Annotated in this window: 28 protein-coding genes; 12 read left to right on the forward strand and 16 right to left on the reverse strand. The window is 35.2% G+C overall.

The window, feature by feature from the left end; translation table 11 throughout:
- Positions 1-181: 181 nt before the first annotated feature.
- Positions 182-805, reverse strand: coding sequence for an outer membrane beta-barrel protein (locus O5635_RS03095; protein ID WP_036902582.1), 624 nt, complete (start codon positions 803-805; stop codon positions 182-184).
- Between the two features lie 250 nt (positions 806-1,055).
- On the opposite strand from O5635_RS03095, the gene O5635_RS03100 reads away from it, so the two are divergent.
- Positions 1,056-1,268 carry a hypothetical protein gene (locus O5635_RS03100; protein ID WP_036902581.1) on the forward strand — a complete coding sequence of 71 codons (213 nt, stop codon included), beginning with the start codon at positions 1,056-1,058 and terminating at the stop codon, positions 1,266-1,268.
- A gap of 52 nt (positions 1,269-1,320) precedes the next feature.
- On the opposite strand, the gene O5635_RS03105 is transcribed toward O5635_RS03100, so the two are convergent.
- Entirely contained in the window at positions 1,321-1,467 is a 147-nt protein-coding gene (locus tag O5635_RS03105; RefSeq protein WP_269607926.1) for a hypothetical protein, read from the reverse strand.
- Between the two features lie 103 nt (positions 1,468-1,570).
- Between O5635_RS03105 and purT the strand changes: the two genes are divergently transcribed.
- Together purT and O5635_RS03115 are read left to right on the forward strand one after the other, a co-directional pair.
- Positions 1,571-2,746: a formate-dependent phosphoribosylglycinamide formyltransferase gene (purT, locus tag O5635_RS03110; protein ID WP_036902580.1), complete on the forward strand. Its 1,176-nt coding sequence runs from the start codon at positions 1,571-1,573 to the stop codon at positions 2,744-2,746.
- Between the two features lie 191 nt (positions 2,747-2,937).
- Positions 2,938-3,294 (forward strand): hypothetical protein, encoded by a 357-nt coding sequence (locus O5635_RS03115; RefSeq protein WP_036902579.1) that lies wholly within the window; start codon positions 2,938-2,940, stop codon positions 3,292-3,294.
- A 24-nt stretch (positions 3,295-3,318) separates the two neighbouring features.
- Here the strand turns inward: O5635_RS03115 and O5635_RS03120 are convergent, their stop codons facing one another.
- On the reverse strand, positions 3,319-3,507 hold the full coding sequence (locus tag O5635_RS03120) for a Nif11 family protein (RefSeq protein ID WP_036902578.1): 189 nt from the start codon (positions 3,505-3,507) through the stop codon (positions 3,319-3,321).
- 246 nt (positions 3,508-3,753) lie between these two features.
- Complete coding sequence (locus O5635_RS03125) at positions 3,754-3,906, reverse strand: hypothetical protein (protein ID WP_193742027.1); 153 nt, start codon at positions 3,904-3,906, stop codon at positions 3,754-3,756.
- Positions 3,907-4,268: 362 nt separating this feature from the next.
- Between O5635_RS03125 and O5635_RS03130 the strand changes: the two genes are divergently transcribed.
- Complete coding sequence (locus O5635_RS03130) at positions 4,269-4,778, forward strand: hypothetical protein (RefSeq protein ID WP_036902576.1); 510 nt, start codon at positions 4,269-4,271, stop codon at positions 4,776-4,778.
- Positions 4,779-5,193: 415 nt separating this feature from the next.
- Here O5635_RS03130 and O5635_RS03135 read toward each other — a convergent pair whose 3' ends face one another.
- The gene (locus O5635_RS03135) at positions 5,194-5,673 is read right to left on the reverse strand and encodes a glutathione peroxidase (protein ID WP_036902575.1); all 480 of its coding nucleotides are present in this window, start codon (positions 5,671-5,673) and stop codon (positions 5,194-5,196) included.
- Positions 5,674-5,696: 23 nt separating this feature from the next.
- Positions 5,697-6,011 carry a hypothetical protein gene (locus O5635_RS03140; RefSeq protein WP_052042961.1) on the reverse strand — a complete coding sequence of 105 codons (315 nt, stop codon included), beginning with the start codon at positions 6,009-6,011 and terminating at the stop codon, positions 5,697-5,699.
- A gap of 208 nt (positions 6,012-6,219) precedes the next feature.
- Here O5635_RS03140 and O5635_RS03145 point away from each other — a divergent pair, with 208 nt between their 5' ends.
- Positions 6,220-7,521 (forward strand): NRAMP family divalent metal transporter, encoded by a 1,302-nt coding sequence (locus O5635_RS03145; protein WP_036902573.1) that lies wholly within the window; start codon positions 6,220-6,222, stop codon positions 7,519-7,521.
- A gap of 212 nt (positions 7,522-7,733) precedes the next feature.
- Entirely contained in the window at positions 7,734-7,979 is a 246-nt protein-coding gene (locus tag O5635_RS03150) for a hypothetical protein (protein WP_036902572.1), read from the forward strand.
- 1 nt (position 7,980) lies between these two features.
- On the opposite strand, the gene O5635_RS03155 is transcribed toward O5635_RS03150, so the two are convergent.
- From O5635_RS03155 to O5635_RS03175, 4 genes are all read right to left on the reverse strand, one after another.
- Entirely contained in the window at positions 7,981-8,541 is a 561-nt protein-coding gene (locus O5635_RS03155) for a hypothetical protein (RefSeq protein WP_036902571.1), read from the reverse strand.
- Positions 8,542-8,589: 48 nt separating this feature from the next.
- Entirely contained in the window at positions 8,590-9,012 is a 423-nt protein-coding gene (locus O5635_RS03160) for a pyrimidine dimer DNA glycosylase/endonuclease V (protein ID WP_036902570.1), read from the reverse strand.
- Positions 9,012-9,899: an NAD(P)-dependent oxidoreductase gene (locus O5635_RS03165; RefSeq protein ID WP_036902568.1), complete on the reverse strand. Its 888-nt coding sequence runs from the start codon at positions 9,897-9,899 to the stop codon at positions 9,012-9,014. The genes O5635_RS03160 and O5635_RS03165 overlap by 1 nt, the downstream gene beginning before the upstream one ends.
- A gap of 704 nt (positions 9,900-10,603) precedes the next feature.
- Complete coding sequence (locus O5635_RS03175; RefSeq protein ID WP_036902566.1) at positions 10,604-10,786, reverse strand: hypothetical protein; 183 nt, start codon at positions 10,784-10,786, stop codon at positions 10,604-10,606.
- A gap of 341 nt (positions 10,787-11,127) precedes the next feature.
- Between O5635_RS03175 and O5635_RS03180 the strand changes: the two genes are divergently transcribed.
- Both O5635_RS03180 and O5635_RS03185 read left to right on the forward strand, forming a co-directional pair.
- The gene (locus tag O5635_RS03180) at positions 11,128-11,745 is read left to right on the forward strand and encodes a DUF938 domain-containing protein (RefSeq protein WP_036902565.1); all 618 of its coding nucleotides are present in this window, start codon (positions 11,128-11,130) and stop codon (positions 11,743-11,745) included.
- A 265-nt stretch (positions 11,746-12,010) separates the two neighbouring features.
- Complete coding sequence (locus tag O5635_RS03185; protein WP_269607935.1) at positions 12,011-12,214, forward strand: hypothetical protein; 204 nt, start codon at positions 12,011-12,013, stop codon at positions 12,212-12,214.
- A gap of 138 nt (positions 12,215-12,352) precedes the next feature.
- Here the strand turns inward: O5635_RS03185 and O5635_RS03190 are convergent, their stop codons facing one another.
- Positions 12,353-12,541 (reverse strand): hypothetical protein, encoded by a 189-nt coding sequence (locus O5635_RS03190; protein WP_036902564.1) that lies wholly within the window; start codon positions 12,539-12,541, stop codon positions 12,353-12,355.
- 113 nt (positions 12,542-12,654) lie between these two features.
- Positions 12,655-13,845 carry a DegT/DnrJ/EryC1/StrS family aminotransferase gene (locus tag O5635_RS03195; protein WP_152557335.1) on the reverse strand — a complete coding sequence of 397 codons (1,191 nt, stop codon included), beginning with the start codon at positions 13,843-13,845 and terminating at the stop codon, positions 12,655-12,657.
- Between the two features lie 140 nt (positions 13,846-13,985).
- Between O5635_RS03195 and O5635_RS03200 the strand changes: the two genes are divergently transcribed.
- On the forward strand, positions 13,986-14,618 hold the full coding sequence (locus O5635_RS03200; protein WP_036902562.1) for a 2OG-Fe(II) oxygenase: 633 nt from the start codon (positions 13,986-13,988) through the stop codon (positions 14,616-14,618).
- Between the two features lie 12 nt (positions 14,619-14,630).
- On the forward strand, positions 14,631-15,548 hold the full coding sequence (locus O5635_RS03205) for an AEC family transporter (protein WP_036902561.1): 918 nt from the start codon (positions 14,631-14,633) through the stop codon (positions 15,546-15,548).
- Positions 15,549-15,661: 113 nt separating this feature from the next.
- Here the strand turns inward: O5635_RS03205 and O5635_RS03210 are convergent, their stop codons facing one another.
- The gene (locus O5635_RS03210; protein ID WP_193742026.1) at positions 15,662-15,811 is read right to left on the reverse strand and encodes a hypothetical protein; all 150 of its coding nucleotides are present in this window, start codon (positions 15,809-15,811) and stop codon (positions 15,662-15,664) included.
- Between the two features lie 281 nt (positions 15,812-16,092).
- Between O5635_RS03210 and O5635_RS03215 the strand changes: the two genes are divergently transcribed.
- Together O5635_RS03215 and O5635_RS03220 are read left to right on the forward strand one after the other, a co-directional pair.
- Positions 16,093-18,033: an ABC-F family ATP-binding cassette domain-containing protein gene (locus tag O5635_RS03215; protein ID WP_269607938.1), complete on the forward strand. Its 1,941-nt coding sequence runs from the start codon at positions 16,093-16,095 to the stop codon at positions 18,031-18,033.
- Between the two features lie 207 nt (positions 18,034-18,240).
- A complete protein-coding gene (locus O5635_RS03220; protein ID WP_052042958.1) occupies positions 18,241-19,686 on the forward strand; it encodes an iron uptake porin in 1,446 nt (481 codons plus the stop codon).
- A 132-nt stretch (positions 19,687-19,818) separates the two neighbouring features.
- On the opposite strand, the gene O5635_RS03225 is transcribed toward O5635_RS03220, so the two are convergent.
- The 3 genes from O5635_RS03225 to O5635_RS03235 form a co-directional block, all read right to left on the reverse strand.
- Positions 19,819-20,046 (reverse strand): hypothetical protein, encoded by a 228-nt coding sequence (locus O5635_RS03225; protein WP_152557309.1) that lies wholly within the window; start codon positions 20,044-20,046, stop codon positions 19,819-19,821.
- Between the two features lie 515 nt (positions 20,047-20,561).
- Entirely contained in the window at positions 20,562-20,687 is a 126-nt protein-coding gene (locus tag O5635_RS03230) for a hypothetical protein (protein ID WP_269607941.1), read from the reverse strand.
- A gap of 170 nt (positions 20,688-20,857) precedes the next feature.
- Complete coding sequence (locus O5635_RS03235; RefSeq protein ID WP_036903595.1) at positions 20,858-21,412, reverse strand: hypothetical protein; 555 nt, start codon at positions 21,410-21,412, stop codon at positions 20,858-20,860.
- Positions 21,413-21,569 lie beyond the last annotated feature (157 nt).

Here is a 21,569-nt window from a genome sequence, read left to right on the forward strand (position 1 = left end):
GGCTTTTTTAATCTGTAGTGGCACATAAAAGATTAGGTAGAGTGTGTACCAATAAAAGAACCTCAAAATCTATTTATAAATAGATTTTGAGGTTCTTTTATAATCCCTATTTTTGATTTAACTATGGGAAAGTAGTTTTCAGATAAAAGCTATAAACTTAAATGATTAACAACTGCTGAGACTAGAAACTAAATCTAATACCAACTTGACCTTTCCAAATATCGAAATTGTCAATATTTGTTCCTTCATTAACATCAATCTCATCTATTCCTTGCCATACAATTTCACCAAAGAAGTCAGCATTGGAAGCAGTGTCATAAGAAACACCTAATTTAAGTTGTCTAGTACCTGCTGTTTCATCTCCATCAAAACTTGCATCAGTATCAACAAGACTTTCGCCAAAACCAAAACCTAAGTAAGGAGTCCAGCTGCTGTCGTTCGCCATGTCATAGTAAGCATTTATAAAATATGAATGCACTGAAACATCCTCTATCACACTAGAACCATCAACTTCAAAAGCGCTAAATGCATAAGAGCCTTCCAGCCTAAAGTTTTTATTAAACCTGTAGCCAAGAGCTGCTTCTCCAGCCCAATTTCCATCAGTAGAATGGTCAAGATTAGAATGGTTAATATCTTGAGTACTTGAAGCACCTGCTCCTACGGATATATATAGGCCGCTTGTGTCAGTAGAAACACTCCCACCAAGATCTTCTGAAAGGTCTCCAGTGTAAGTGTCAGCACTTACAGGGATTGAAAGAGATCCTAAAGCAAGAGCGGATGCAATGAATGATCTTTTAAGAGACACGAATTGGTAGATAAACTTATAAAACATACTAGCTATCTTTTTTATTTAGTCACAGAAATAGGGCAGCAAGTAAAAAGGCACACTGAGTAGTTACTTAAAGTGAAAGATCATCGACATATGAGGACTAATAACATCGTATTGATTTGTTTAAACAAAAACAGTTTTAAGAATGCCTTCTATAGGGCATTTTTTTTTTGCACTCTATAAGTGGATGGATTAATGTTGGCCATGACTTTAAATTATTGCAGCCTTGGCTATTGAACCAGAAATAATTCCAATTAATAGCAATGAAGGCATAGGTGCGAAGCATCTATATCCAAAAATTACAGTGATGGCTTTGATTTTAGCAGGTTTTATATTTTTAATAATACTTTTAAAAACAATTTTTTCCTTAACTTTGATGACTATAGGTTTGATTTTTATTTTTCAGAAAGTACGCAAACAATTCTTTCCAAATAGATAAAGATACGGTTTAATTGTCTATTGATAGATGCGACTATTACTTTAACTGGATACTATTTTCTCTTTTGTCTTTTTCGCTCATCATTATCCAATGTAGTTTTAATAAGATCCTGATAACCACCTTTTGCTGAACTAATCCCAAACATCAGTAGAAATCCAAGGCCAGCAATTATTATCACCGCAATTTCTAATGGGTTCAATCCCAGCGCAACTGAAAAAAGTTTAAACATAAAAAGTTAATCAATATTTTCAGTTTTAGCTGGTATAAGAGAAGTGAACATAAACTTTATCTGGAAAATTGCTATGAACACATTCCCGAAGACCTTAATGCTTTTAGGGAGTGGAGAGCTAGGGAAAGAAGTTAGCATTGCCGCCAAGCGCCTGGGTTGCAATGTTATTGCATGTGATAGATATCCAAATGCACCAGCAATGCAAGTAGCTGATCAGGCTGAGGTTTTGAACATGTCAGACAGTATTGAATTAAAACAAATAATCAGGAAACATAAACCTGACGTAGTAATACCTGAGATAGAGGCCCTGGCGGTAAATGTATTGCATGAAATAGAAAGTGAAGGAATTACCGTGATTCCAAATGCAGAAGCGACTTCGATAACAATGAATAGAGACAAAATCAGAAATCTTGCTTCCACAAAACTTGGTTTGAAGACTGCAAAATTTGCTTACGCAACTAACAGTGAAGAGCTTAAAAGTGTAGTAAAGGCTTTCGAATACCCAATATTAATTAAACCAGTTATGAGTTCATCTGGGAAGGGCCAATCACTCGTCAAAGAAGAAAAAGACCTTCTTAAAGCCTGGCAAATAGCTATTGATGGAGCTAGAGGAGTTTCTAACAAAGTAATAGTAGAAGAATTTATAAGCTTTGATCTTGAGATTACATTGCTAACAATTAGACAAAAAAATGGTAACACTATCTTTTGCCCACCTATTGCTCATCTGCAAAAAGATGGCGATTATCAATCTAGCTGGCAACCAGCAGAAATAAATAAAAATCAGTTAGAAGAAGCTAAATCAATCGCAAAAACTATAACTCAATCACTTGGTGGAGTCGGATTGTTTGGAGTAGAGTTTTTTATCACAAAAGACGGTGTGGTTTTTTCAGAATTATCCCCAAGGCCTCATGACACAGGCTTGGTAACTCTTACAAGTCAGAATATTAATGAATTTGAACTTCATCTTCGTGCAATATTAAATCTTCCAATTCCAATAATCACAACAAATCAACCTTCTGCAAGTACTGTGATCCTAGCTAAAGATACATTCTCGAAAGTGGCATATACTGGCTTAGAGAAAGCGCTAGAGGTAGAAGATACAAAAGTTTTTCTTTTTGGAAAACCAAACTGCAAGAAAGGAAGGAGGATGGGAATAGCTTTAGCGAAAGGGGACACAGTAGAGGAGGCAATAAAAAAAGCCCATATATCTGCAAGCAGTATCAAGGTAATTAAAGGAAAATCAAAATGAGCTAAGCTTCTTTTAAGAAACATTCCTAATGCTCAAATAAGCTATAAGAATGAACAGTCATGAGAGTTATAGTTAATGTCAATCATTCGTTAAGTTTTAGAAATTTACTTTAAAAGGTGTGTTGATCTATCAATTTATCCTTGCCAAAAAAATTATAAGAGTGATTTTTAGAATAAGTTAAAAATTTACTAATGCTTGTTCTTTTTAGTTATTTCATTATTGGATTTTCTCTTTGGACTGCATTTGCTCTAATAACAAAAGGTCAAAAACATTCTGAAATCAAGGAGGTATCCAATGAAATCCTTTCTAATATAAAAAGTCTAATCTACACATTTAGAAAGCTTTTTAGGCTACTAATTCAAGATTTGCTAACAAATAATACATCTCAAACTATAGATGATTTTTCTAAAAAAAATTACCGCAAAGAAACATTTGAAGAGCCACGGGGATTCATTGTTAATGATTTTGATGATGAAGACAAGGCAATAATTGATTTTTCACAAGAAGTAATTGACGTGATCACCGAGGAAGAAAACAAAGCTGCTTAACTTAGAAACAGAAAATTGTTATCTTTACGGAGACCCTTCTCCCCACCTTCTACCAATCTCATACCCCCACTCTCTAGCCAATAAAACAACTTCATTATGAGTTGAGCAAGACTCTAACTCTTTATAACGAAGGGGATTATTCTCTATATTCTCTAAAAGTTGATTTAATTGATCTATTTTTTCAATAAATCTTTGAAGGTCATATTTTGACATTTTTTACAGGGCTTAATCTATTTAGTATAAAGTCTAGGATTTTACAATTAAAATAACAAAGGCGTTGTAAGATTTATTTTGCAAATATTCATCTTAAGTACATTTACTCCTATATTTAGAATATTATGATATTCAATATTTATAAGGGCAGAGATAAGGTTTTAGTAAATAAATTAAAGTGTGTTCATATATAATTAGTTATCTACAAAACATACTTCGAAGTTCCAGCTAAGTAATAAATATATTCTATGAATTGTTTTTGTCATGTGTTATTTCAGACATATTTTCGATATTACATAGTTCTAATTCATGAAACATCTCATCAAGCCTTTGATCTTGAGCCTGATCGAGGCTTTGACGATGCTTATGATCTAAATCCTTATTTTCATTGGAGTTCATGATAATAAATTAGCAATAAGAATGATGAAGGAGATTATTTTGCAATCCTAAGTAAAAAGGTAAGGGCAACTAATGTAAAGAGAAATTGCAATGAAATACTATGAATCATTAAATTGGAACATTTTTATAGTTTTATCTCAGATAAAGGGAAAGTGCCATTGGTAATTATTACTTATTATTTCCCACCATAGAAGAAAGAACTACTGCTAGTTAGGTTCTCGATTTGACTGACTTTATTAGGATTGGCACCCTCTGAAAGAGAAATTTAAACATAAATAGATGTTTTTGTCATTTTTTATGTGCTTGGGGTGGTTGTAAGCACAAAAAACAATCAGATTAGTACTATGCGTTGAGATCAAGCGATGAATGACGAAAAAAATAACTTTGCAAAGGAGATCAAGCCAGTAATAAAAGAAGTAAAAGATTCATTACCATTTATCAAAACTATTTTCCTTGCTCCACTTGCTTTGGGCTTTGCCCTAGGAGAAAGGTATTTACAAGAAATAACTAAACGTCAGCAAGAGGCAAAGAAGCAAGCAGAAATTAGTGCCTTGAAAAAACTAGCTGAAGAGCGTGAAAGAAGAATTGAAGAAAGGAAAGCCCAGGAAGACTCAAAAATAGCTGAAGAAAAACGTGCAGAAGAGAGGGCAATAAGAGCCAGGCTGGAAGAGCGGAAAATAACACCTAAAAAAATTATCCACACTGGATTGTATTTTGTAGGCACATTAGCCTTGATATCAGGGGTCCTAACGCTTATTCCAATTGCTAAAAGGGCAAAATATATAAACGAATGCGTGGAGGATAAAACCCTAACAAGTTTAAATGAGATGACTATTAGCCAAAGAGTTATTCTCTGCTCCAAAGGCGAATAAAACCTATAACCATAAAGGAGATAAGTCTCTTTTGGTATTAAATATCAATAATTAAACATTCAAACAATAAATAATTTTAATTTATAATTATGAAATTCCTATTATAATTTTTTGCCAATCTTCAAAAAAAATTGCTTGAAAGGCTTGTAGGGGTTTAACTCCATGAAAATACTGCTTAAGATCGAGGTGCGGTCATTAAGAACTGTAACATATTATATTGAGAACTGTAAAGGATGTAATGGTCTTAGTCTCCCCCAGGAGAAAGAGAAGGTGCTACTTCGATTTTTATGATTAGCTTATTGGCTACATTTACTTATGTCAGGCTGATTATTTGATTTATTTTGATATATCTAATATATATTATTTAGTGTTTATGTTTATAGCGAAGTAATATTATGGAAGGCTATTTTGTAAATTATTCCTGTAAGGCTTTTTCTATAGCATTAACAAGCTCGTCGCTAGAAGGTAGTGTCCCTGGCACGTAACGAGCAATTACATTACCTTCTTTGCTAATTAAAAATTTTTCAAAATTCCAACTTACATCTCCTGAAGGATCAGCTTTATTTAGGGTTGTATAGGGTTCAGTTGTGCTTCCTTTTGCGTGGACTTTATTAAAAATCTCAAAATTGGCGCCATATTTCACAGAGCAGAATTCTTTTATTTCATCCAAAGTGCCAGGTTCTTGAGCTCCAAAATCATTGCATGGGAATCCAAGAACAGAAAACCCTCTCGCTTTATACTTTTCTTCTAGTTCTTGCAAACCAGCATATTGAGGGGTGTTTCCGCAATAACTAGCAAGGTTTACGATTAAAAGCACTTTGCCTGAATATTCTCCAAGCATCTTTGTTTTTCCAGTTGAGGTCTCAACTTGAGTTTGGGATACGTTTATTGTCATAGTCAGTAGATTAACAACAAAATTCACCTTCCTCCATTACAAAAATAAATTGCATCAGAAGCATCAAGTCCAAAAACGTATTTTTCCTGAACACAGTCGTTAAAAGTTCTTGATTCCCTACTAATAGGCAAAATGCTAAAAGCTATAACCAATAATGCCATCGTAGAAAATACATGACTTATCAAGTGAAGAGATTTGTAGAGAATCATTAGTTTTCCTTTTTGCATGAAGTTTGTTGCTAAGCCAAAGAAATGTTTCCCGGCAGATGAGTTATTTGCTCTTAATTCAACATTTCTTTGTCGTGCAATGTTTCTATTAGAAAAGTTTTCACTAGTCATTACTAAACCAAGTCGCTGCTATTAATTTACCAATTTTCAAAAGGAGGTAAACTGACCTCTCAAGTAATTCCAGTACTTACAACTGAAGAACACGCTAATAGTTGGAAAGATATATTCATAATGTAATTTCAGGAAACATCTATTTTTGTTATTTCTATAAGACAACATGTAGTGAAGTGATCAAGATAAATTCAATTAACTTTGATAAATGAATTTATCCAAGGAGGGTCTTCAAAAAAGTCTCGGCCCTGGCATATTACTTGCTGGTGCATGCATTGGAGGCTCTCATCTGATGTCATCTACTACAGCAGGAGCTAAATATGGATTTGCATTGTTAGCTTTAATCTTGCTCACTAATTTAATTAAATATCCATTCTTACTTGTTGGGACTCGTTTTACAGCCGCAACTGGCTTGTCTCTATTAGAAGGTTTTAAGGCTCGTAACTCTTTATATTTACCAATTTACTTATCTGTAAGCTTGGTAACCGGTACATTTACAATTGCCGCAGTAAGTTTTGTATCTGGCTTACTTCTGACTAATATTCCTATTTTCAGGCCTTTTCCGCCAATGGATCTTTCCATAGGCGTTTTAGTTATCAGTGGTTTAATTTTACTTCTAGGTCATTATCGAGCTCTAGATCGTATTTCAAAATTACTAGTTGCAATACTAGCTTTTTTAACTTGTCTAGCTGTTATTTCAATCGTAAGTCGGGGGGCGGTAGGTGATGTGACAAGCACTTTGTTAAACAGCGAGCCAAGTCCTTGGTCATTATCTAACTTATCTTTTTTAATACCTTTAATGGGATGGATGCCTGGACCAGTTGAATTATGTGTATGGCCTTCTCTTTGGATGTTCTCTAGATCAAAGGAAACAAACTACAAGGCAAATGTTAAAGAAGCAGAATTTGACTTTAACCTTGGATATTTAATTACTGTTGTGACTGCAATATTCTTTGTCACTCTCGGTGCCTTCACTATGTATGGAACAGGTGAGGGGATGATGTCTGGAAGTGGTGTCTCATTTGCTCAAAATCTTATTCGACTATATACAGAATCAATGGGAAACTGGGCTCAATGGATAATTATTCCAGCTTCATTTGCAGCCATGTTTAGTACAACCTTGACATGTCTAGATGCCTACCCTCGCGGAATATCAGCTACTCAAGGACTTCTTCAAGGGATAGACAAGGGTCACTTATCATCGACTTCTGAAAAGAAACGTTTGGATTTTTGGATAGTCGCTCATATATTTGCAGCTTTAGTCGCATTATTAATTGCAAAGACTGGAGGAGTAAGTGTAAAAGATTTTGTATTTGGTGCAATGACAGGAAGTTTTCTAACAGCTCCAATTTTTGCCTGGATGGCAATGGATACAATCAATAGCCCCCTAGTCTCAAAAAAATATCGGTATGGACCATTCATGAAATATTTATGCTGGGTCGGACTAGCTTTCCTGATAATCTTCAGCATCCTTTTCGTAGCTAATTCATTCTTTGGTTTAGGAGTCTAGATCTTCTAGTCCTTAGCATTTTTAACATATTCATTTCTATATTTCTATTTAGAGAGAAGATTATAAATTGGTTTTAGTAGTTATTTGTACATCAAAAAACCACTGAAAAGTGCTTTTTTTATATGTTTCGAGGAATATTGTCCTGAAAGCAAAGAATAAGTCTCAATTTCGAAAAATTCTTGCGAATGTGTAGAGAGTTTTTCTTTTAGTAAATGACCACTCAGAGATTATTAGAGGAATCGCTAGAAGAACCAGCTATTGGTCAGACTGATAAATTCCTATGGCATGCTACCCCTATTGGGATAGCAGCCTTGTGCAAGCAAAAAGAAAAGAATTTCACAAAGCATTCTTATGAGGATGCGCTTAAAGAAGGTTTAGAGGTTGGACTTGATCTTAGTAGGGAAGAAAGAGAGTCTCATTACTCAAAGAAAGGTTTTGTTATTCTCTTTTATTCATAACCTAAGATACTTCTTTAAACTGACACTTAAGACAAGCTAATGATTCATTAGGTAAATCAAGAAAGAGGTTTAGAAGAGTATTATTAGTGACTGGTATGAGAGCAACGCCTACCAAAGTTGCATTTTGTGTATGGTCGAGGGGGGATCCATAAAACTTTTGAAACTTTGAAGTGATTACTCCAGTCTTCAAAAAGGTAGATACGCATAAAGCAGGGAAAGAGATATTAGGCCAAATTTTCAAAAAGAATTTTGCTTCAAAATTTAGAGATATATCCCCACTGTGCTTGTTGAGCATACCTTCTAGCTTATCCATCTGCATATCGATTAACAAACCAGGAGGTAAAGGTAATCCTAAGAATTTTGTTGTACGCCAATTCAATGATGGTATTGAAAACTCGTCTACATCGAAATTTAAATGCTTAAGATTAGTATCCTTGCTAGATGATACAGAAGCCAATCCTCCCCCACCAGTAGCATTATAAATAAAGCAAGGGTAATTTCCAATACAAAGTCTACATCCATCAAGGCTTTCTAAGCTTATATATCGAGAATTTTTTGCCATTTATTTATTCATCTCACTACCGTAGAGGTTCCATAGTTTTATTAATGATTAACCTGAGACATCTCTTCTTTCTGTCCACCTATACCACTCTGGTTTTTTATTAATTTTGTGCTGTATACGTTGCATAATTATCATTAAATCTTTGTTCTTTGGCTTCCATTCATTATACATATCCTGAGGCCATTGATCCTTCTTGAAAATGCGTTTAGGATCAGGCTTCATACCCCTTGCTTTCATTTCATCAACAATAGCTAAATACCTTTTATGAAGATACTTACCTTTATTATAAAAAAATTTAACGTGCCCTTTATTTAAAGTAAATTCCTCAGGGAGAGTCTTCTTCGTTAAACTCCAATTCTTTGATTTCAATGACCTTTGCAAAGCGGATCCAACCATAAAAATCTCTCGATATTCTGCAATCAAATGCTGGTCAGACAATGTACTAGGCTCTACTAAATTGATTCTTGTCATTAATTACAGCTTAAATTAGCAGATCTAAAAGCTCGTCTTAGGACGGATATATCATGATCTCCATAACCAGCTCGTATAAGCTCTTGCTCTATTTCTTTGACTTTTGATGTAATTGAAAGGTTTAAACCTACCTTCTCAGCCGCCTCTAAAGCTATCGATAAATCCTTATTATGAAGAGATAGTTTAAACCCCAAAGGATAATAGTCATTTAGCATTGCATCTGATCTATTAACAAGAGGCCATGAACCCCCTGCGCCTTTTTGTAAAGCTTTAATCACTTCTGTCATTGGTAAATTTAAGTTTTGTCCAAGCGCTATTGCTTCTGCTACTGCTGCATAAGTTCCTGCAACTAATATTTGATTAATAGCTTTAACTTCCTGTCCTTTCCCAACTTCTCCAAAATTATAGAAATTAATTGCAATAGATTTAAGAATAGAATGATATTTTTTAAATACTGCATCCTCACAGCCTAAAAACATAGTCAAAGTTCCATTGATGGCACCTTCTGTACCACCTGTTACAGGAGCATCAAAATATTGAATATCTAGTTTTGCAAGTTTGTTTGCGCATGATCTAGCCATGCGTGGGCTGATCGTCGAGAGGTCTAAAACTATACTTCCTGCTTTAAGACTCTCACACGCTCCATAGTTTCCAAAAATAACGTCTTGGACCGCAGTATCATCACTTACGCAAATAAACAGAACGTCAATCTCTTCTGCAACAACCTTCGGGCTTGCACAACAGACTGCTTTATATGATTTCAAATTTTGTTCTGCATAACGACTACGAGTATGAACCTTAACTTTGTGACCTGCAGTTAGTAAATTTTTGGCTATAGGCAAGCCTAATGAGCCTAAACCGACAAAGCCTAAAGAATAATTCGACATCTGAATGCGGTAAAGTAAGAAATGTTTAGTACCTATGATAAATATTCTAAGAAGAATTGATGATTGATAGTAAAAACATAAATAATTAGCATAAGCTACAAACAATTATATAGATCAAACAGATTTAGCGTACATTTATATCGAAGATCAAAAATCACATAGATAAACAATAAAAAATACATTTTACTGGCAAATAGTATTTAATATATTGTTAAAATTTTAATTGCTTATATCTCGATTATTCGTAATGATATTTTATAGTTTCACTTACAAGTATTGGAATCTACAAACACACATGCTGCTCCCTATCTTCTGATCAGCTTGATATTGTTTTTTCTGTTTGGAGCAGTTGCTTACGGGATGTACAGCTCATTTGGGCCAGGTGCAAACGGTCTTAAAGATACAATTGACGAGCATGCGCGAATGCATGAAATGGGCATTGCTCATACCCATGGTGATAGAGGTTGAGAATGTATAGTTTAAGCGATGCTTATCTTGAACAGATCTATCTGGCTTCTGACTTTCTAAAGGCTGATTTAAGCTTTATAGCTCTAGTCTTTATTATGACTACAATATTTCTATTGGGATTCACTTTTATAATAGGATTTCTTGGTATCAATCAAAGTAGTTTTAAAAACAACTAATAAAGTTTAAGAATAATGGGAAAAGGTTCTAATTGAAGTAACCATTTAGGTTAATTCGATTTAATCAATCACTTCCTCTACAATCTCATAATATGGTCTATCTTCGTAGTCAGCATCAGAGCAACACAAGTCACCGCAAATTTCTTCCAGCAACATATAAGCATCGTCATATTTATCAAACTCTTGATTAGTTACTTCATCATTTATTCCATCTTCTCTTTTAATAAGAAATTTTTTCTTCATTTAAGTTCTTTTGATACTTCCTCAATGGTATTTAATAAGAAAGGCAAATAGAAGGACTATTAAGATTTTACTTAAAGAGTTTAGAATTTCTAGGGAACTTATTGACTACTATAAATATGTATAGATTATACTAAAGAATATTCGAAACAAATCAAACAAAATAAAAATCTCCTTTTTTATCACTGAAATCAGTAAATTACTACTCTTTATTAAATGAACCCTTGGAATCAGGCTAATAAAAGGAAACTCCTATAAAAAAGAATTATTCATGTAAGTACGTTATAAAAGAAAGCCAAAGAAGATATTTTCATCAAAATCAAGGTGTAGCAATAGTGGTCTAGGTGGACAAAAGGCTTTTCTTCCATGCGACACAACGAAATAGATACCCAATTGGGAAGGTTTTAGAAAAGCACATTCCTAAGCATGGCACTGTACTTGAGATTGCAAGTGGGAGTGGAGAACATGCCATATATTTTCAATGTTTGTTTCCAGGATTAATTTGGCAATCTAGTGAGCCAAATCCTTCTTATAGAGAAAGCATTGATGCCTGGATTCATTGGAAAGGACTAAAAATGTTAATGCCTAAACCTATTGACCTTGATGTTAAAGACAATCAATGGACTTTATCAAAAGAGATAATTTCAAAGCTAACTTCCATCGTTTGCATCAATATGCTCCATGTAGCTGAGTGGAGTTGCACAGAATCTTTATTTAAAGGTGCTAGATCCCAGCTTAAGCAAGATTCGCCACTGATACTCTATGGTCCATTCAAAGAGAATGGCGTTCACACTTGCGAAAGTAATGAGTCATTTGACTCTTCCCTAAAGCTAAGTAATAAAGATTGGGGAGTTAGGGATCTTGAAGAGGTAAGTAAAGTTGCATCTTATTATGGCTTTAAGAGAAAAGATATTATAAGAATGCCAGCTAATAACTTAACTGTTATCTTCAATAGAAATTAAGCCTTATAAAGATTTGATTAGGTCGCATGAGATCACCAATCAAAATATGTGATCCATTGAAAATAATTCAGTACAAAAAGTTAGTTGTCAATGTGGTTAAGCATCTCTAGGAAAATTTAAGTGCAACAGTAATGTATTTCAAAGCATTGAGATAATAAAGACAAGGGACCCCATTGGGCAGATTTAGAAGAGAAAGGCTTGTTAGTCAATATTTGAGTATTTCTTCCAGTTGGTTTTTAGCACAATCCATAGCGAGTCTATAGATATGGAAAATCTAATCTTTCTTACCGAGCTCACAGAGGTGTGGAAGCCTTCTGATGGAGTTATCTATTTGTTGCTTGTGATAGGAGCTTTCCTCTTCGCTGGGGTTGCTATTTCTATTTTAACCTTTTATGAAGACTGCTATTGGAATGACAAGTCCTATAGGAAATTTCTTAAAGACGGGAAAAAAACTTCCGCAAAAGTGTAAAGGGGTTAAAAAATTGAAAATCTCTTTAAGAATAAACGCTGTAACTTAATTCAAGGTGTTTATTTAATCGTAGTAAAAACTAATTCTAATTTTGCATGTAACTGCCTGGAGAAATTTATTCTCACAAATTACGGATGATTAAGTAGTATTATTTTTGCTTAACCACCTATAGAGATAGAAACATCCCCCAGCAGCAAGTGCATATGGAAGTAAGTCATGGATAGCTAGAAGAAGTACATAAAGTATCACGCCTGCAAAAAGAGCTTTCTTTAGAAGAAGTTTATTCTCTTCTCCAAGCCGTTCAAATGCTTTAACTAATAGTTCCATAAGTTAAAAACTTGCTTGGTCTTATTATTTACATCTTTAATTATTCAGGCAATACAAAATGATTAAAAGTAAACAGTTTGGTAACTATCAAGAGGATATTAAAGATTAATATGCTATTTGGGTAAGCAAATAGATTCAAGCACATTTAAGAAAGTTTCAGCAACGGTTTCTATTGTTAAGCTGTCAAAATGAATGGGCAAACGTAAATCAAAAACATCTGACAAGTGTTTCTTTGTATTAGGAAGAGAGCACGTGCTCAAATCAAGGAACTTCCAGTTTTCATATAGTCGTGCATTTGTATTATTTACACCGCCAAAATAACTTATAGGTACACCTATATTATTTAATCTTAACTTGAAATCATTTCTTAAACTTTCATCAATCTTTAGTCTCAGTTGAGCAGAGTCTCTAACTGGTCTGATTTGTTGAAAACCTGGAGAAAATGAAATATTTTTATTCGAAGAAAGCACCCTTATAAGTTGATTATAATTATTATTTAACTTCTCAATAGTAAATTCTATATTTTGAAGCTGGGGTATAGCTAAAGCAGCAGTCAAGTTATTCATTCTAACATTAAAAACTGGAAGAAAGTTCTTATACTTCTCAGCAATATTAATAGCTTGATTAGAGTGCAGCATGTAATTATTCTCATAGGATCCAGACATGAAGACTGATTTCCAAAAGATATCCGCATCATCAGTAACTAAAACACCTCCTTCTCCAGCATTGATGACCTTATATGACTGTAAAGAATAAACACCTGCTACACCAAATGAGCCGGCACATTTACCATTCCACTTAACTCCTAAAGCATGCGCAGCATCTTCAATTAAACAAATTGAATGTTTCCTACAAATCCTTACCACTTCATCCATGTCACACAAGTGGCCACGCATATGAGAAAGCAAAAGATATTGAGCACCTGAAGAAATAATTTTTAATTCCAAATCACTAAAATCAATTACATAACCCTCATTTATATCTACAAGTATAGGCTCGGCACCACACTGAATAACTGCACTTGGAACAGCAGTAAATGTAAACGCCGGTATTAATACTTTTGAACTGGAAGAAACACCGACGGCTTTTAAAGCTAAGAAAATGGCATTAGTTGCAGAAGAAACACCCAATGCATAGTTGGTTCCAACGTATTCACTAACTAAATTTTCCAACTTGTTAACATAACTCTCTGTGTCTTTGAATTGATACCTAAAAGGCTTCTTAGTTTGAATTGCCTGCTGAAGTAAAGAATCAACCATTTTCAAATCAAGCTCTGCCTCCCAAGAAATATCTTCTATTCTCATAAAAGCTCCCAATGTGATCATTCTAGACTTAGATTCTGGGTATAGGTAAGCTAAGAAATAAAATTAATCAGATAAATTAGTCTCATCCAATCATTTAAAAAAGTTTGATATGCAAGTATTGATTCAAAAGTGAATTTCAAATGAAGCTGATCGCGTCCTATCAAAATAAAGGTTTTGAAACAGTCGCTGATGGAATTATTTCGTTTTTCAATCGTCGGACTGATTTGCACCACCGTGGGATTGCCTTTGACAACGGGGCAAATGATATTTCCGAGGCAGCAAAAATATCTACAGATATAAGTCTTGTAGGGATTGACCGCTCAGATCCGGAAGCATGGGCCCTTTCAGATGTAATAATCCGAGGAGTTAAAGCAGGATTAAATAGATATCTAAAAGAACGCCCTCTCTTCTTAGATTGTTGCCCTGAGCAATCCTTATTTGTAAATCCAATTTTTAATCTTCAACATTATGCACCAGGAGAGGGTTTTAAGAAATGGCACTGTGACTGGGCTACTGACAAGGAAGCCACAGAGCCAATTCATAGAGTGCTCGCTTGGATCCTTTATTGCAATGATGTCCACTCAGCTGGAACAGAGTTCCATTGGCAAAACCATTATGAAGAAGCAGAACGCGGCAAGCTTTTAATTTTCCCAGCAGGACTATCACATATTCATAAAGGTCGAGTAAACGAGTCTTTTGAGAAGATTATCGCTACTGGATGGATAAATGCAGGTAATGAAGATTCCTTTATATCAAGGCTAGCCAACACTTAAGGCTCTATGTCGATGAATATTATTCATCTTCTAACTGAATTAATCCCATGCCTACTAATTGGCTATTTAATTGGGAAATTCAACGAAAACTTATCGTTATTAATTGCAAGTCCCTTGATCCAGTTCGGTATTCCCATAAGCATAATGGGAATACTTCTTAAAAGTGGACTCAATGGGAAGTTAATACAAGGTGCTTTAATGGCATGGCTAGCTATTGCTTCATTAGCAGCAATAATCATCAAATCTCCACTTATTAAAAAGAATATCTATGGACGAACTCTACAGCTAGGAAGCATCTTTGGGAATACAGGTTATTTTGGTATTCCTGTTAGCCTTGCCCTACTACCTAGTCAAGCACTTAGTTACAGTATAGGTTTTGATCTCGGAGCAACTTTAATTATTTGGAGTATAGGTCCACTTCTCCTTACACAAGAGACTTCCATATTACAAGTTCACTCTAGAATAGTAAGTTTTTTTAACGCAATAATTAAGAGCCCTGCAAGTAAAGGACTTTTCGGAGCGATTATAGTTAATCTAACTCCATGGCATGAACAAATAACGTCCAGTTTATGGGCACCATCTAAAATAGTAATTCTTCTAGCACTTGTAATCATTGGCATACGACTAAGCCAGATAGGTGATTTCAACGAATCGACAATACTGCTTCAACTGAAAGTCATTCAAAATAGTCTTATTCTAAAACTAATAGGGTTTCCTTTCGTAATGTTGTTTATGTGTCTAATGCTTAGGCTACCTAGCTTAATGCGAAGTGCATTAGTCCTACAAGCAGCTGCTCCCACAGCAATTTCAGTCCTTTTAATCGCTGAAAAATTTTCATGCGATAAAGACAAAGCCACCTGGCTAGTCGCCTTGAGCACACTTACAGCATTGATAACTATTCCCATTTGGGCATTAATCTTGACATTATAATTGGTGAAAAACCAATCTTCATGAGGCTCTCAGGCACCATCAAATATCCTGTATTAACAACCTAAAACCATTGTTTTTAGCAAATCCTTCCACTTATAAAAGGTCAAAGGCAATTAGCCTTCTTCTATTGGAGTAGGCATTTCAGCAATTAAGCGTGATGCATACGCGTCAAGCCAAAGAGTGTCTTCTCTATACAAATTACAAATTGGGTCATTACCAACAAAGCATTCATCAATAAAGTCATCGAGAGCTTTTGAGGTCATCGAATGTGAAGCAGTTAAATAAAATATGCTTGCGGAAATAGCATTCAACAAGTGCGTCTTAACACCTAATTTCATAGAAATACGCATGAAGGTTTATAACCAGATTTAAATCAGAAATCTCTAAATAATTTGTTATGGCATTGGAATCAATAATAGATAATAGCGATCAAGTTAAATATTTCCGAAGCTTATAAGCTTTTTCACCCTATTCTCAAAAGAGCTGGCATTTGCAAATAGACTAGTCAGAGGATTGATTAAATTGATCAAGTAAGGAGATTTTAATGACTTTGATCAGTCTCGTTAAAGCCTCAAAAGATTATGGCATTAATAATCTCTTTAGCGATTTGGATTTGCATATAAATAAAAAAGAACGCCTTGGATTAATTGGACCTAATGGAGCTGGGAAATCCAGTCTGTTGAAAGTTATAGCTGGTACTGAGCCCTTAGCGAAAGGAGAAAGATTTTGCTCAAAGTCACTCAAAATATCGCTGGTTGGACAAGAGGCTTTACTAACTAAGCAGAAAACAGTTCTAGAAGTAGTGCTTGATGGTTGTGGAGAGAAAAAAGACTTATTGCTTAGATTTAATGAGCTAAGTAAAGCAGTTGCGAAGAGCCCAGAAGCAGAAATGCTTTTAAAAGAGCTTGGCTATGTCTCTGAGCTTATGGATGAGACCAATTCCTGGAACCTTGAGCAGCAATGCAAGGAGATCCTTAGACGGCTAGGTATTTACGATTTGGATAAATCAATCAGCCAATTATCAGGGGGGTATAGGAAAAGAGTAGGACTAGCTTCTGCATTAGTTGCAAATCCTGATGTCTTATTACTAGATGAACCAACTAATCACTTGGATGCATCAGCAATTGAATGGCTACAAAGCTGGCTGAAAAGTTATAAAGGTGCACTTGTACTCGTAACTCATGATCGCTATGTACTTGATAGCGTAACTAATTCGATGATAGAGATTAACCGTGGATCAACTCGTTTCTACTCGGGTAATTATTCAAAATACCTCCAACATAAAGTTGAACAAGAAAACTTGGAACAAGCAAGCAAAAAGAAATTTCAAGGAATCCTAAGAAAAGAATTAGCATGGTTGCGACAAGGAGCAAAGGCAAGAAGCACCAAACAAAAGGCCAGATTACAAAGGATTGCTAAAATGCAAGCGAACTCCTCATTCTCCAAAGAGATCCCATTGGGAATAATCTACAAAAGTCAAAGGATTGGGAAAATAGTAATTGAAGCGGAGTCTATAAGGTTAACAATTGATGGCAAAGAGAGTAGTAAGACGCTTTTAAATGACTTTAGCTATAGCTTCAATCAGCTAGACCGAGTAGGCATTATAGGTCCTAATGGGACTGGTAAGTCAACCATCTTAGATCTTTTAGATGGCCGGAGAAAACCTGATGGGGGAAGCATTAAATTAGGCGAGACAATTCATATTGGCTATCTTGATCAGCATACAGAGGACTTAAATGCAGGTAAAGGCAGTACAAAAAAAGTAATCGAATTCATTGAAGAATCTGCAATAAGTATCGACATTAAAGGGAAGCAAATCTCTGCCTCACAGCTCCTCGAAAGATTTCTTTTCCCACCAGCGAAGCAGTATAGCCCTATAAATAAATTATCAGGAGGTGAAAAAAGAAGGTTGGCATTATGCAAATTACTTATAGAGTCTCCCAATGTTTTACTACTAGATGAACCAACCAATGATTTAGATATAAACACTCTTAGTATCCTTGAAGAGTTTATTGCAGATTTTCCTGGCTGTGTAGTTATTGTTTCACACGATCGCTATTTCCTTGATCGCACGGTAGACAGGATTTTCCATATTGCAGACGGTAACCTTAACAGATATGAAGGTAATTACAGTTTCTTCCTTGAGCAACAAAACAAAACAAATGCTATGAAGCTAAACCATACTATCGATTCCAAACCCCATTTACAGTCCTCTACTAATGCAAGCAAAAAAAAGACCACGTCAAATAAGGTAATTGGTCAGAAGAATGAAGGTACGCGGCGAATTAATTTCAAAGAGAAGATAGAGCTAAAAGAAATTGACGAGACACTACTTCTATTAAGCAGTAAAAAGTTGTCACTTGAACAGAGTATTCAAGAAGGCAAAGGGGATATTACGCAACTAAGTATAGAGCTAGCAAAAATTGTTGAATGCATTCAGAAGTCAGAAGATAGGTGGCTTGAACTAAGTGAGCTTATCCAATAAGAAGAGTTTATATAAAACATGTCTTTATATAGCAAGCTTCATTAGGTAATACAAAACTTTTAAAGCATACTTTTGCTTGGCAATTGCAAAAGCAGTAAATACCTTTACAAGGTCAATAACGTCAACAACAACAAGACATATAGCATGGTTGCGTAAACTACAATTAGACGTAGCCTGGGATACAGGCTATTTGTGTGAGTAATCCAAATGAACCTTTTTCGGAAACTTTTTTTAGCTCCTGCTGCTTTAGGCTTGGTAGCTCCATTAGCTGCACATACTACTGAAGTAAATATTACTGATATTGCAAACTATGGTGAGCACCAACAAGAGACTAAAACTCAAGCTCAATTCTCAGATGTTGCTCCTGGAGACTGGTCCTATGAAGCACTAGCAAGCCTTACTAATAGATTTAATTGTCAAGATAATGAACATGTCCGACATCTACGCAATGGCTCTGCTCTTACTCGTTACGAAGCAGCTTCCCTAGTTAACAACTGTCTTGAAAGCAATTTAATCGCAGAAGGAGAAGAACTTGATTCTGATACAAGTCAACTTGTTGAAGAGTTTCGATCTGAAATGGCAATCCTTAAAGGTCGTATTGACGGACTTGAGTACAAGCTTAAAGAGTTGAGTGCTGGCCAGTTTTCCTCTACAACAAAGCTTTCTGGGGGGGCCACATATACTATAGGTGCTGCTTCGTGGGAGAATGGTGCCACAGACAGTGAAGCGCTTCATAGCATCTATTCATACGAAGTTCTTCTTAAAACAAGTTTTACGGGCAAAGATATACTTCACGCTGGTTTTGAAGCAGGGAATTACAGCACAAGCAGTCCATTGCTTTTAGAGACGAGCTCAAACACGTCCGACGAGTTGAGAATTGATTCTCTTTATTACTCGTTCCCAATGAAAAATTTCACTTTGGCAATAGGACCTAAATACGATTTAGATGAGCTATCTCCAAGTACTATGTCAACCTATAGTAATAGCTTCTTTTTCAAGGGGTATTACATAGGGCCTAATGCATTCTCGAAACCTTCAGGAGTAAATGGAGCAGGTGCTGGCTTCTCCTACTTTGCAAGTAACGGGTTTAATTTTGGTGCGAGTTTTGCCGCAGTTAATTCATCTGATGCCACTCTAGGGATTGGGACAGATGAAGGCATTGATGGGTTATCTATAACTGCCGGGTATGACGCAAGAAATTTTAATTTTGGAGGAGGAGTTGCTTACACTAAGCTTGATAGCCCAAGTGGTGCCGTTTCAGAACTTGTTTTCAGTCTCGCCGGGCTTAGTTTTGACGAGGACCCACAGGCTTTGGGCTTAGGAATGTACTGGTCACCTACTGAAAATTTTGATGTAAGTTTTGGTCTAGACTTCATAGATGTTGGGATAAGTAACTACGAAAATGGAACAACATTTTCTGTAGGGGTGGATTTAGGCATTGGGCCTGGTGTATTAAGTGCTGGCATGGCAAGAGTTCCAGACTGGGACAGCAACAATAATTACGATCCCGCTGGTTCCGCTTATGAGCTTTATTATCAGTTCAAGGTTTCAGAAGCGGTAAGTGTTAAGCCTGGTTTAATGGTTACTGCTTTTGATCGCAATAATGGTTTTGATTCAACGAGATATGCAGTAGAAACAACCTTTAAATTCTGATCTTTTAAGGTGATAGCTTTACCGGCATCAATATTATTCAGCATCTAAATGACTGAAATAATTCAACCCTGGCAACGAATTCTATGGTTAATGGATAGTTGAGTAACGCTGAAAGTCTTCATCACTAGCCGACTATTTGTTGAAACTTAGCTGTTCAAATGATTCTTGATCTTTTATTTGACTATCTAACAAATTTAAGTATTTCTCTATTGATTGCAGCTCACTCCTCAAATGGTTTCTTTTGGACTGCAAAGATCTTTTCCTCCTCTGCATTTCAAATAAACGTCTAACACGGTTTTCATCAGTGGATAAGTATTTTAAGAACTTCTGCTTCTCTGACATGCTGAGTTGATTTCCCATAATGATTCTCCAAATTTGGATTTTTCGGAAAACCTCTCCAGCAGACAAGTCTTCCTAATGAACTTAACTAACGACAATGACAAATTGTCCATAGCCCTACTTTCTGTCTATCGGAATAAAAATTAAAAGTAAATCCGTCTTAACGCTCGAGTTCTTTTACTTCGGTGTAATCACCTAGGCATATAAGCCAGAGAATTATAAATTGATAAAATTAGAACTAATTATTCCACCGTTGCAGCTAGCAAGTTTATTCCTAGGAGGGAAATTGACCCTCTCTAAGAACTAAGCAAAAATCGATTTAATACTTTTGATTTCGAATTTTTATTAAATAGAAAAGCCTTAAAAATCTAAACTATCAAAAGGTTTAAAACACAATTCCTCATAGAAGAGATTTATAAAATTATTCTCATATATAATTTTCTATAGGTATTAACCTCTTAAGATTGATTTTAGCCAAGGTCATCTACAGTTATAAACATCTCATAAAATTCTTCCTTGCCTTAAATAAACAATTTTTAGTAATGAGGTGGTTCTGATTCTTCAGGCGGGAAGTATGGTCGATCTTCCTCGTCAGGATTTATAACTCTTAGACTTTCTTCCACCTCATCGTAAGAGTCGTCATCTAAATTCCTTTCGCGCATCTTAATCACTTCAGAAATCCTCCTTAGAAATTACTTTTACACCTACCACTACCTCAGATTCAACAACATTCTTCTCTTTCATGTCAATCCAGTTATTTAATCTAGCCACCAAAGACATAGAGCCTCGATATATAAGACGAAACAATCTTGAGATTTAATCTCAGATTAAGTTAATTAGCAAGACTTTTAGTAATAACGGCATCTAAAAAAGCTTTGTTTAGTGTTTCCAAGGGTTGTTTTGTCCAATCATTTAGAGCAGATCTCATTCCACAAGAACCATGCCTATAGGCAGTCGTCATCTCTAAACCAGTAAGCTCATGAGTTCCTAATAGGATCTGAAAAATAAGTTCGGGATTGCTGTAGGGATAATTTTTAATATGACTGGCTAGCTGCTGTAATGCTTCAGAAATTGTAAGTCCCCTCTTTTTTGCATGTGACTCGAACTCTGATCTTGCAATTTCGCCATATTCCTTTGCTCCCTGATCAGTAAAAATGGTTCCTATCTTTTTGTCTAGCTTCGGGGAGTCTTCATTTATAAGAAGAATTTTTTCAATTCTCAAAAGTCTTTCTTCAAGTGAAGATTCAGAAGATTTTTCTGGTATGTTTTTTAATTGCTCAACAACAAATTCTGTTAATGTTTTTCCACTTTTAATAGCTTCAGATTTTAATTTAACCAACAATTCAGGGTCAATTTTAATATTGAGTTGAGTCCGTTCCCTTGGCATTTTCAAATCCATCTTATCTTATAAAAATTATACCTTCTTTTATTAATTAACAACCCTGAAGTCAAGACTCTTTCCTTAACTAGTCAAGCTAGATCAAAGTTTTAGAAGAAATGATTTTTGCTATGAATAATAAACGTCTACTCTTTCCAGCACTCCT

The organism is Prochlorococcus marinus str. MIT 0919 (assembly GCF_027359375.1).
In the GTDB taxonomy this organism is placed as follows: domain Bacteria; phylum Cyanobacteriota; class Cyanobacteriia; order PCC-6307; family Cyanobiaceae; genus Prochlorococcus_D.

Excerpts from the sequence above, each read along its gene's own strand:
- O5635_RS03165 (WP_036902568.1), bottom strand. The coding sequence starts at position 9,899 with ATGTCGAATTATTCTTTAGGCTTTGTCGGTTTAGGCTCATTAGGCTTG.
- O5635_RS03135 (WP_036902575.1), bottom strand. The coding sequence starts at position 5,673 with ATGACAATAAACGTATCCCAAACTCAAGTTGAGACCTCAACTGGAAAA.
- O5635_RS03230 (WP_269607941.1), bottom strand. The coding sequence starts at position 20,687 with ATGCGCGAAAGGAATTTAGATGACGACTCTTACGATGAGGTGGAAGAA.
- O5635_RS03175 (WP_036902566.1), bottom strand. The coding sequence starts at position 10,786 with ATGAAGAAAAAATTTCTTATTAAAAGAGAAGATGGAATAAATGATGAA.
- O5635_RS03115 (WP_036902579.1), top strand. The coding sequence starts at position 2,938 with ATGCTTGTTCTTTTTAGTTATTTCATTATTGGATTTTCTCTTTGGACT.
- O5635_RS03120 (WP_036902578.1), bottom strand. The coding sequence starts at position 3,507 with ATGTCAAAATATGACCTTCAAAGATTTATTGAAAAAATAGATCAATTA.
- O5635_RS03195 (WP_152557335.1), bottom strand. The coding sequence starts at position 13,845 with ATGAGAATAGAAGATATTTCTTGGGAGGCAGAGCTTGATTTGAAAATG.
- O5635_RS03125 (WP_193742027.1), bottom strand. The coding sequence starts at position 3,906 with ATGAACTCCAATGAAAATAAGGATTTAGATCATAAGCATCGTCAAAGC.
- O5635_RS03205 (WP_036902561.1), top strand. The coding sequence starts at position 14,631 with ATGAATATTATTCATCTTCTAACTGAATTAATCCCATGCCTACTAATT.
- O5635_RS03225 (WP_152557309.1), bottom strand. The coding sequence starts at position 20,046 with ATGGGAAATCAACTCAGCATGTCAGAGAAGCAGAAGTTCTTAAAATAC.
- O5635_RS03210 (WP_193742026.1), bottom strand. The coding sequence starts at position 15,811 with ATGACCTCAAAAGCTCTCGATGACTTTATTGATGAATGCTTTGTTGGT.
- O5635_RS03155 (WP_036902571.1), bottom strand. The coding sequence starts at position 8,541 with ATGGCAAAAAATTCTCGATATATAAGCTTAGAAAGCCTTGATGGATGT.
- O5635_RS03235 (WP_036903595.1), bottom strand. The coding sequence starts at position 21,412 with ATGCCAAGGGAACGGACTCAACTCAATATTAAAATTGACCCTGAATTG.
- O5635_RS03140 (WP_052042961.1), bottom strand. The coding sequence starts at position 6,011 with ATGACTAGTGAAAACTTTTCTAATAGAAACATTGCACGACAAAGAAAT.
- O5635_RS03130 (WP_036902576.1), top strand. The coding sequence starts at position 4,269 with ATGAATGACGAAAAAAATAACTTTGCAAAGGAGATCAAGCCAGTAATA.
- O5635_RS03190 (WP_036902564.1), bottom strand. The coding sequence starts at position 12,541 with ATGGAACTATTAGTTAAAGCATTTGAACGGCTTGGAGAAGAGAATAAA.
- O5635_RS03150 (WP_036902572.1), top strand. The coding sequence starts at position 7,734 with ATGACCACTCAGAGATTATTAGAGGAATCGCTAGAAGAACCAGCTATT.
- purT (WP_036902580.1), top strand. The coding sequence starts at position 1,571 with ATGAACACATTCCCGAAGACCTTAATGCTTTTAGGGAGTGGAGAGCTA.
- O5635_RS03220 (WP_052042958.1), top strand. The coding sequence starts at position 18,241 with ATGAACCTTTTTCGGAAACTTTTTTTAGCTCCTGCTGCTTTAGGCTTG.
- O5635_RS03145 (WP_036902573.1), top strand. The coding sequence starts at position 6,220 with ATGAATTTATCCAAGGAGGGTCTTCAAAAAAGTCTCGGCCCTGGCATA.
- O5635_RS03200 (WP_036902562.1), top strand. The coding sequence starts at position 13,986 with ATGAAGCTGATCGCGTCCTATCAAAATAAAGGTTTTGAAACAGTCGCT.
- O5635_RS03215 (WP_269607938.1), top strand. The coding sequence starts at position 16,093 with ATGACTTTGATCAGTCTCGTTAAAGCCTCAAAAGATTATGGCATTAAT.
- O5635_RS03160 (WP_036902570.1), bottom strand. The coding sequence starts at position 9,012 with ATGACAAGAATCAATTTAGTAGAGCCTAGTACATTGTCTGACCAGCAT.
- O5635_RS03185 (WP_269607935.1), top strand. The coding sequence starts at position 12,011 with ATGGAAAATCTAATCTTTCTTACCGAGCTCACAGAGGTGTGGAAGCCT.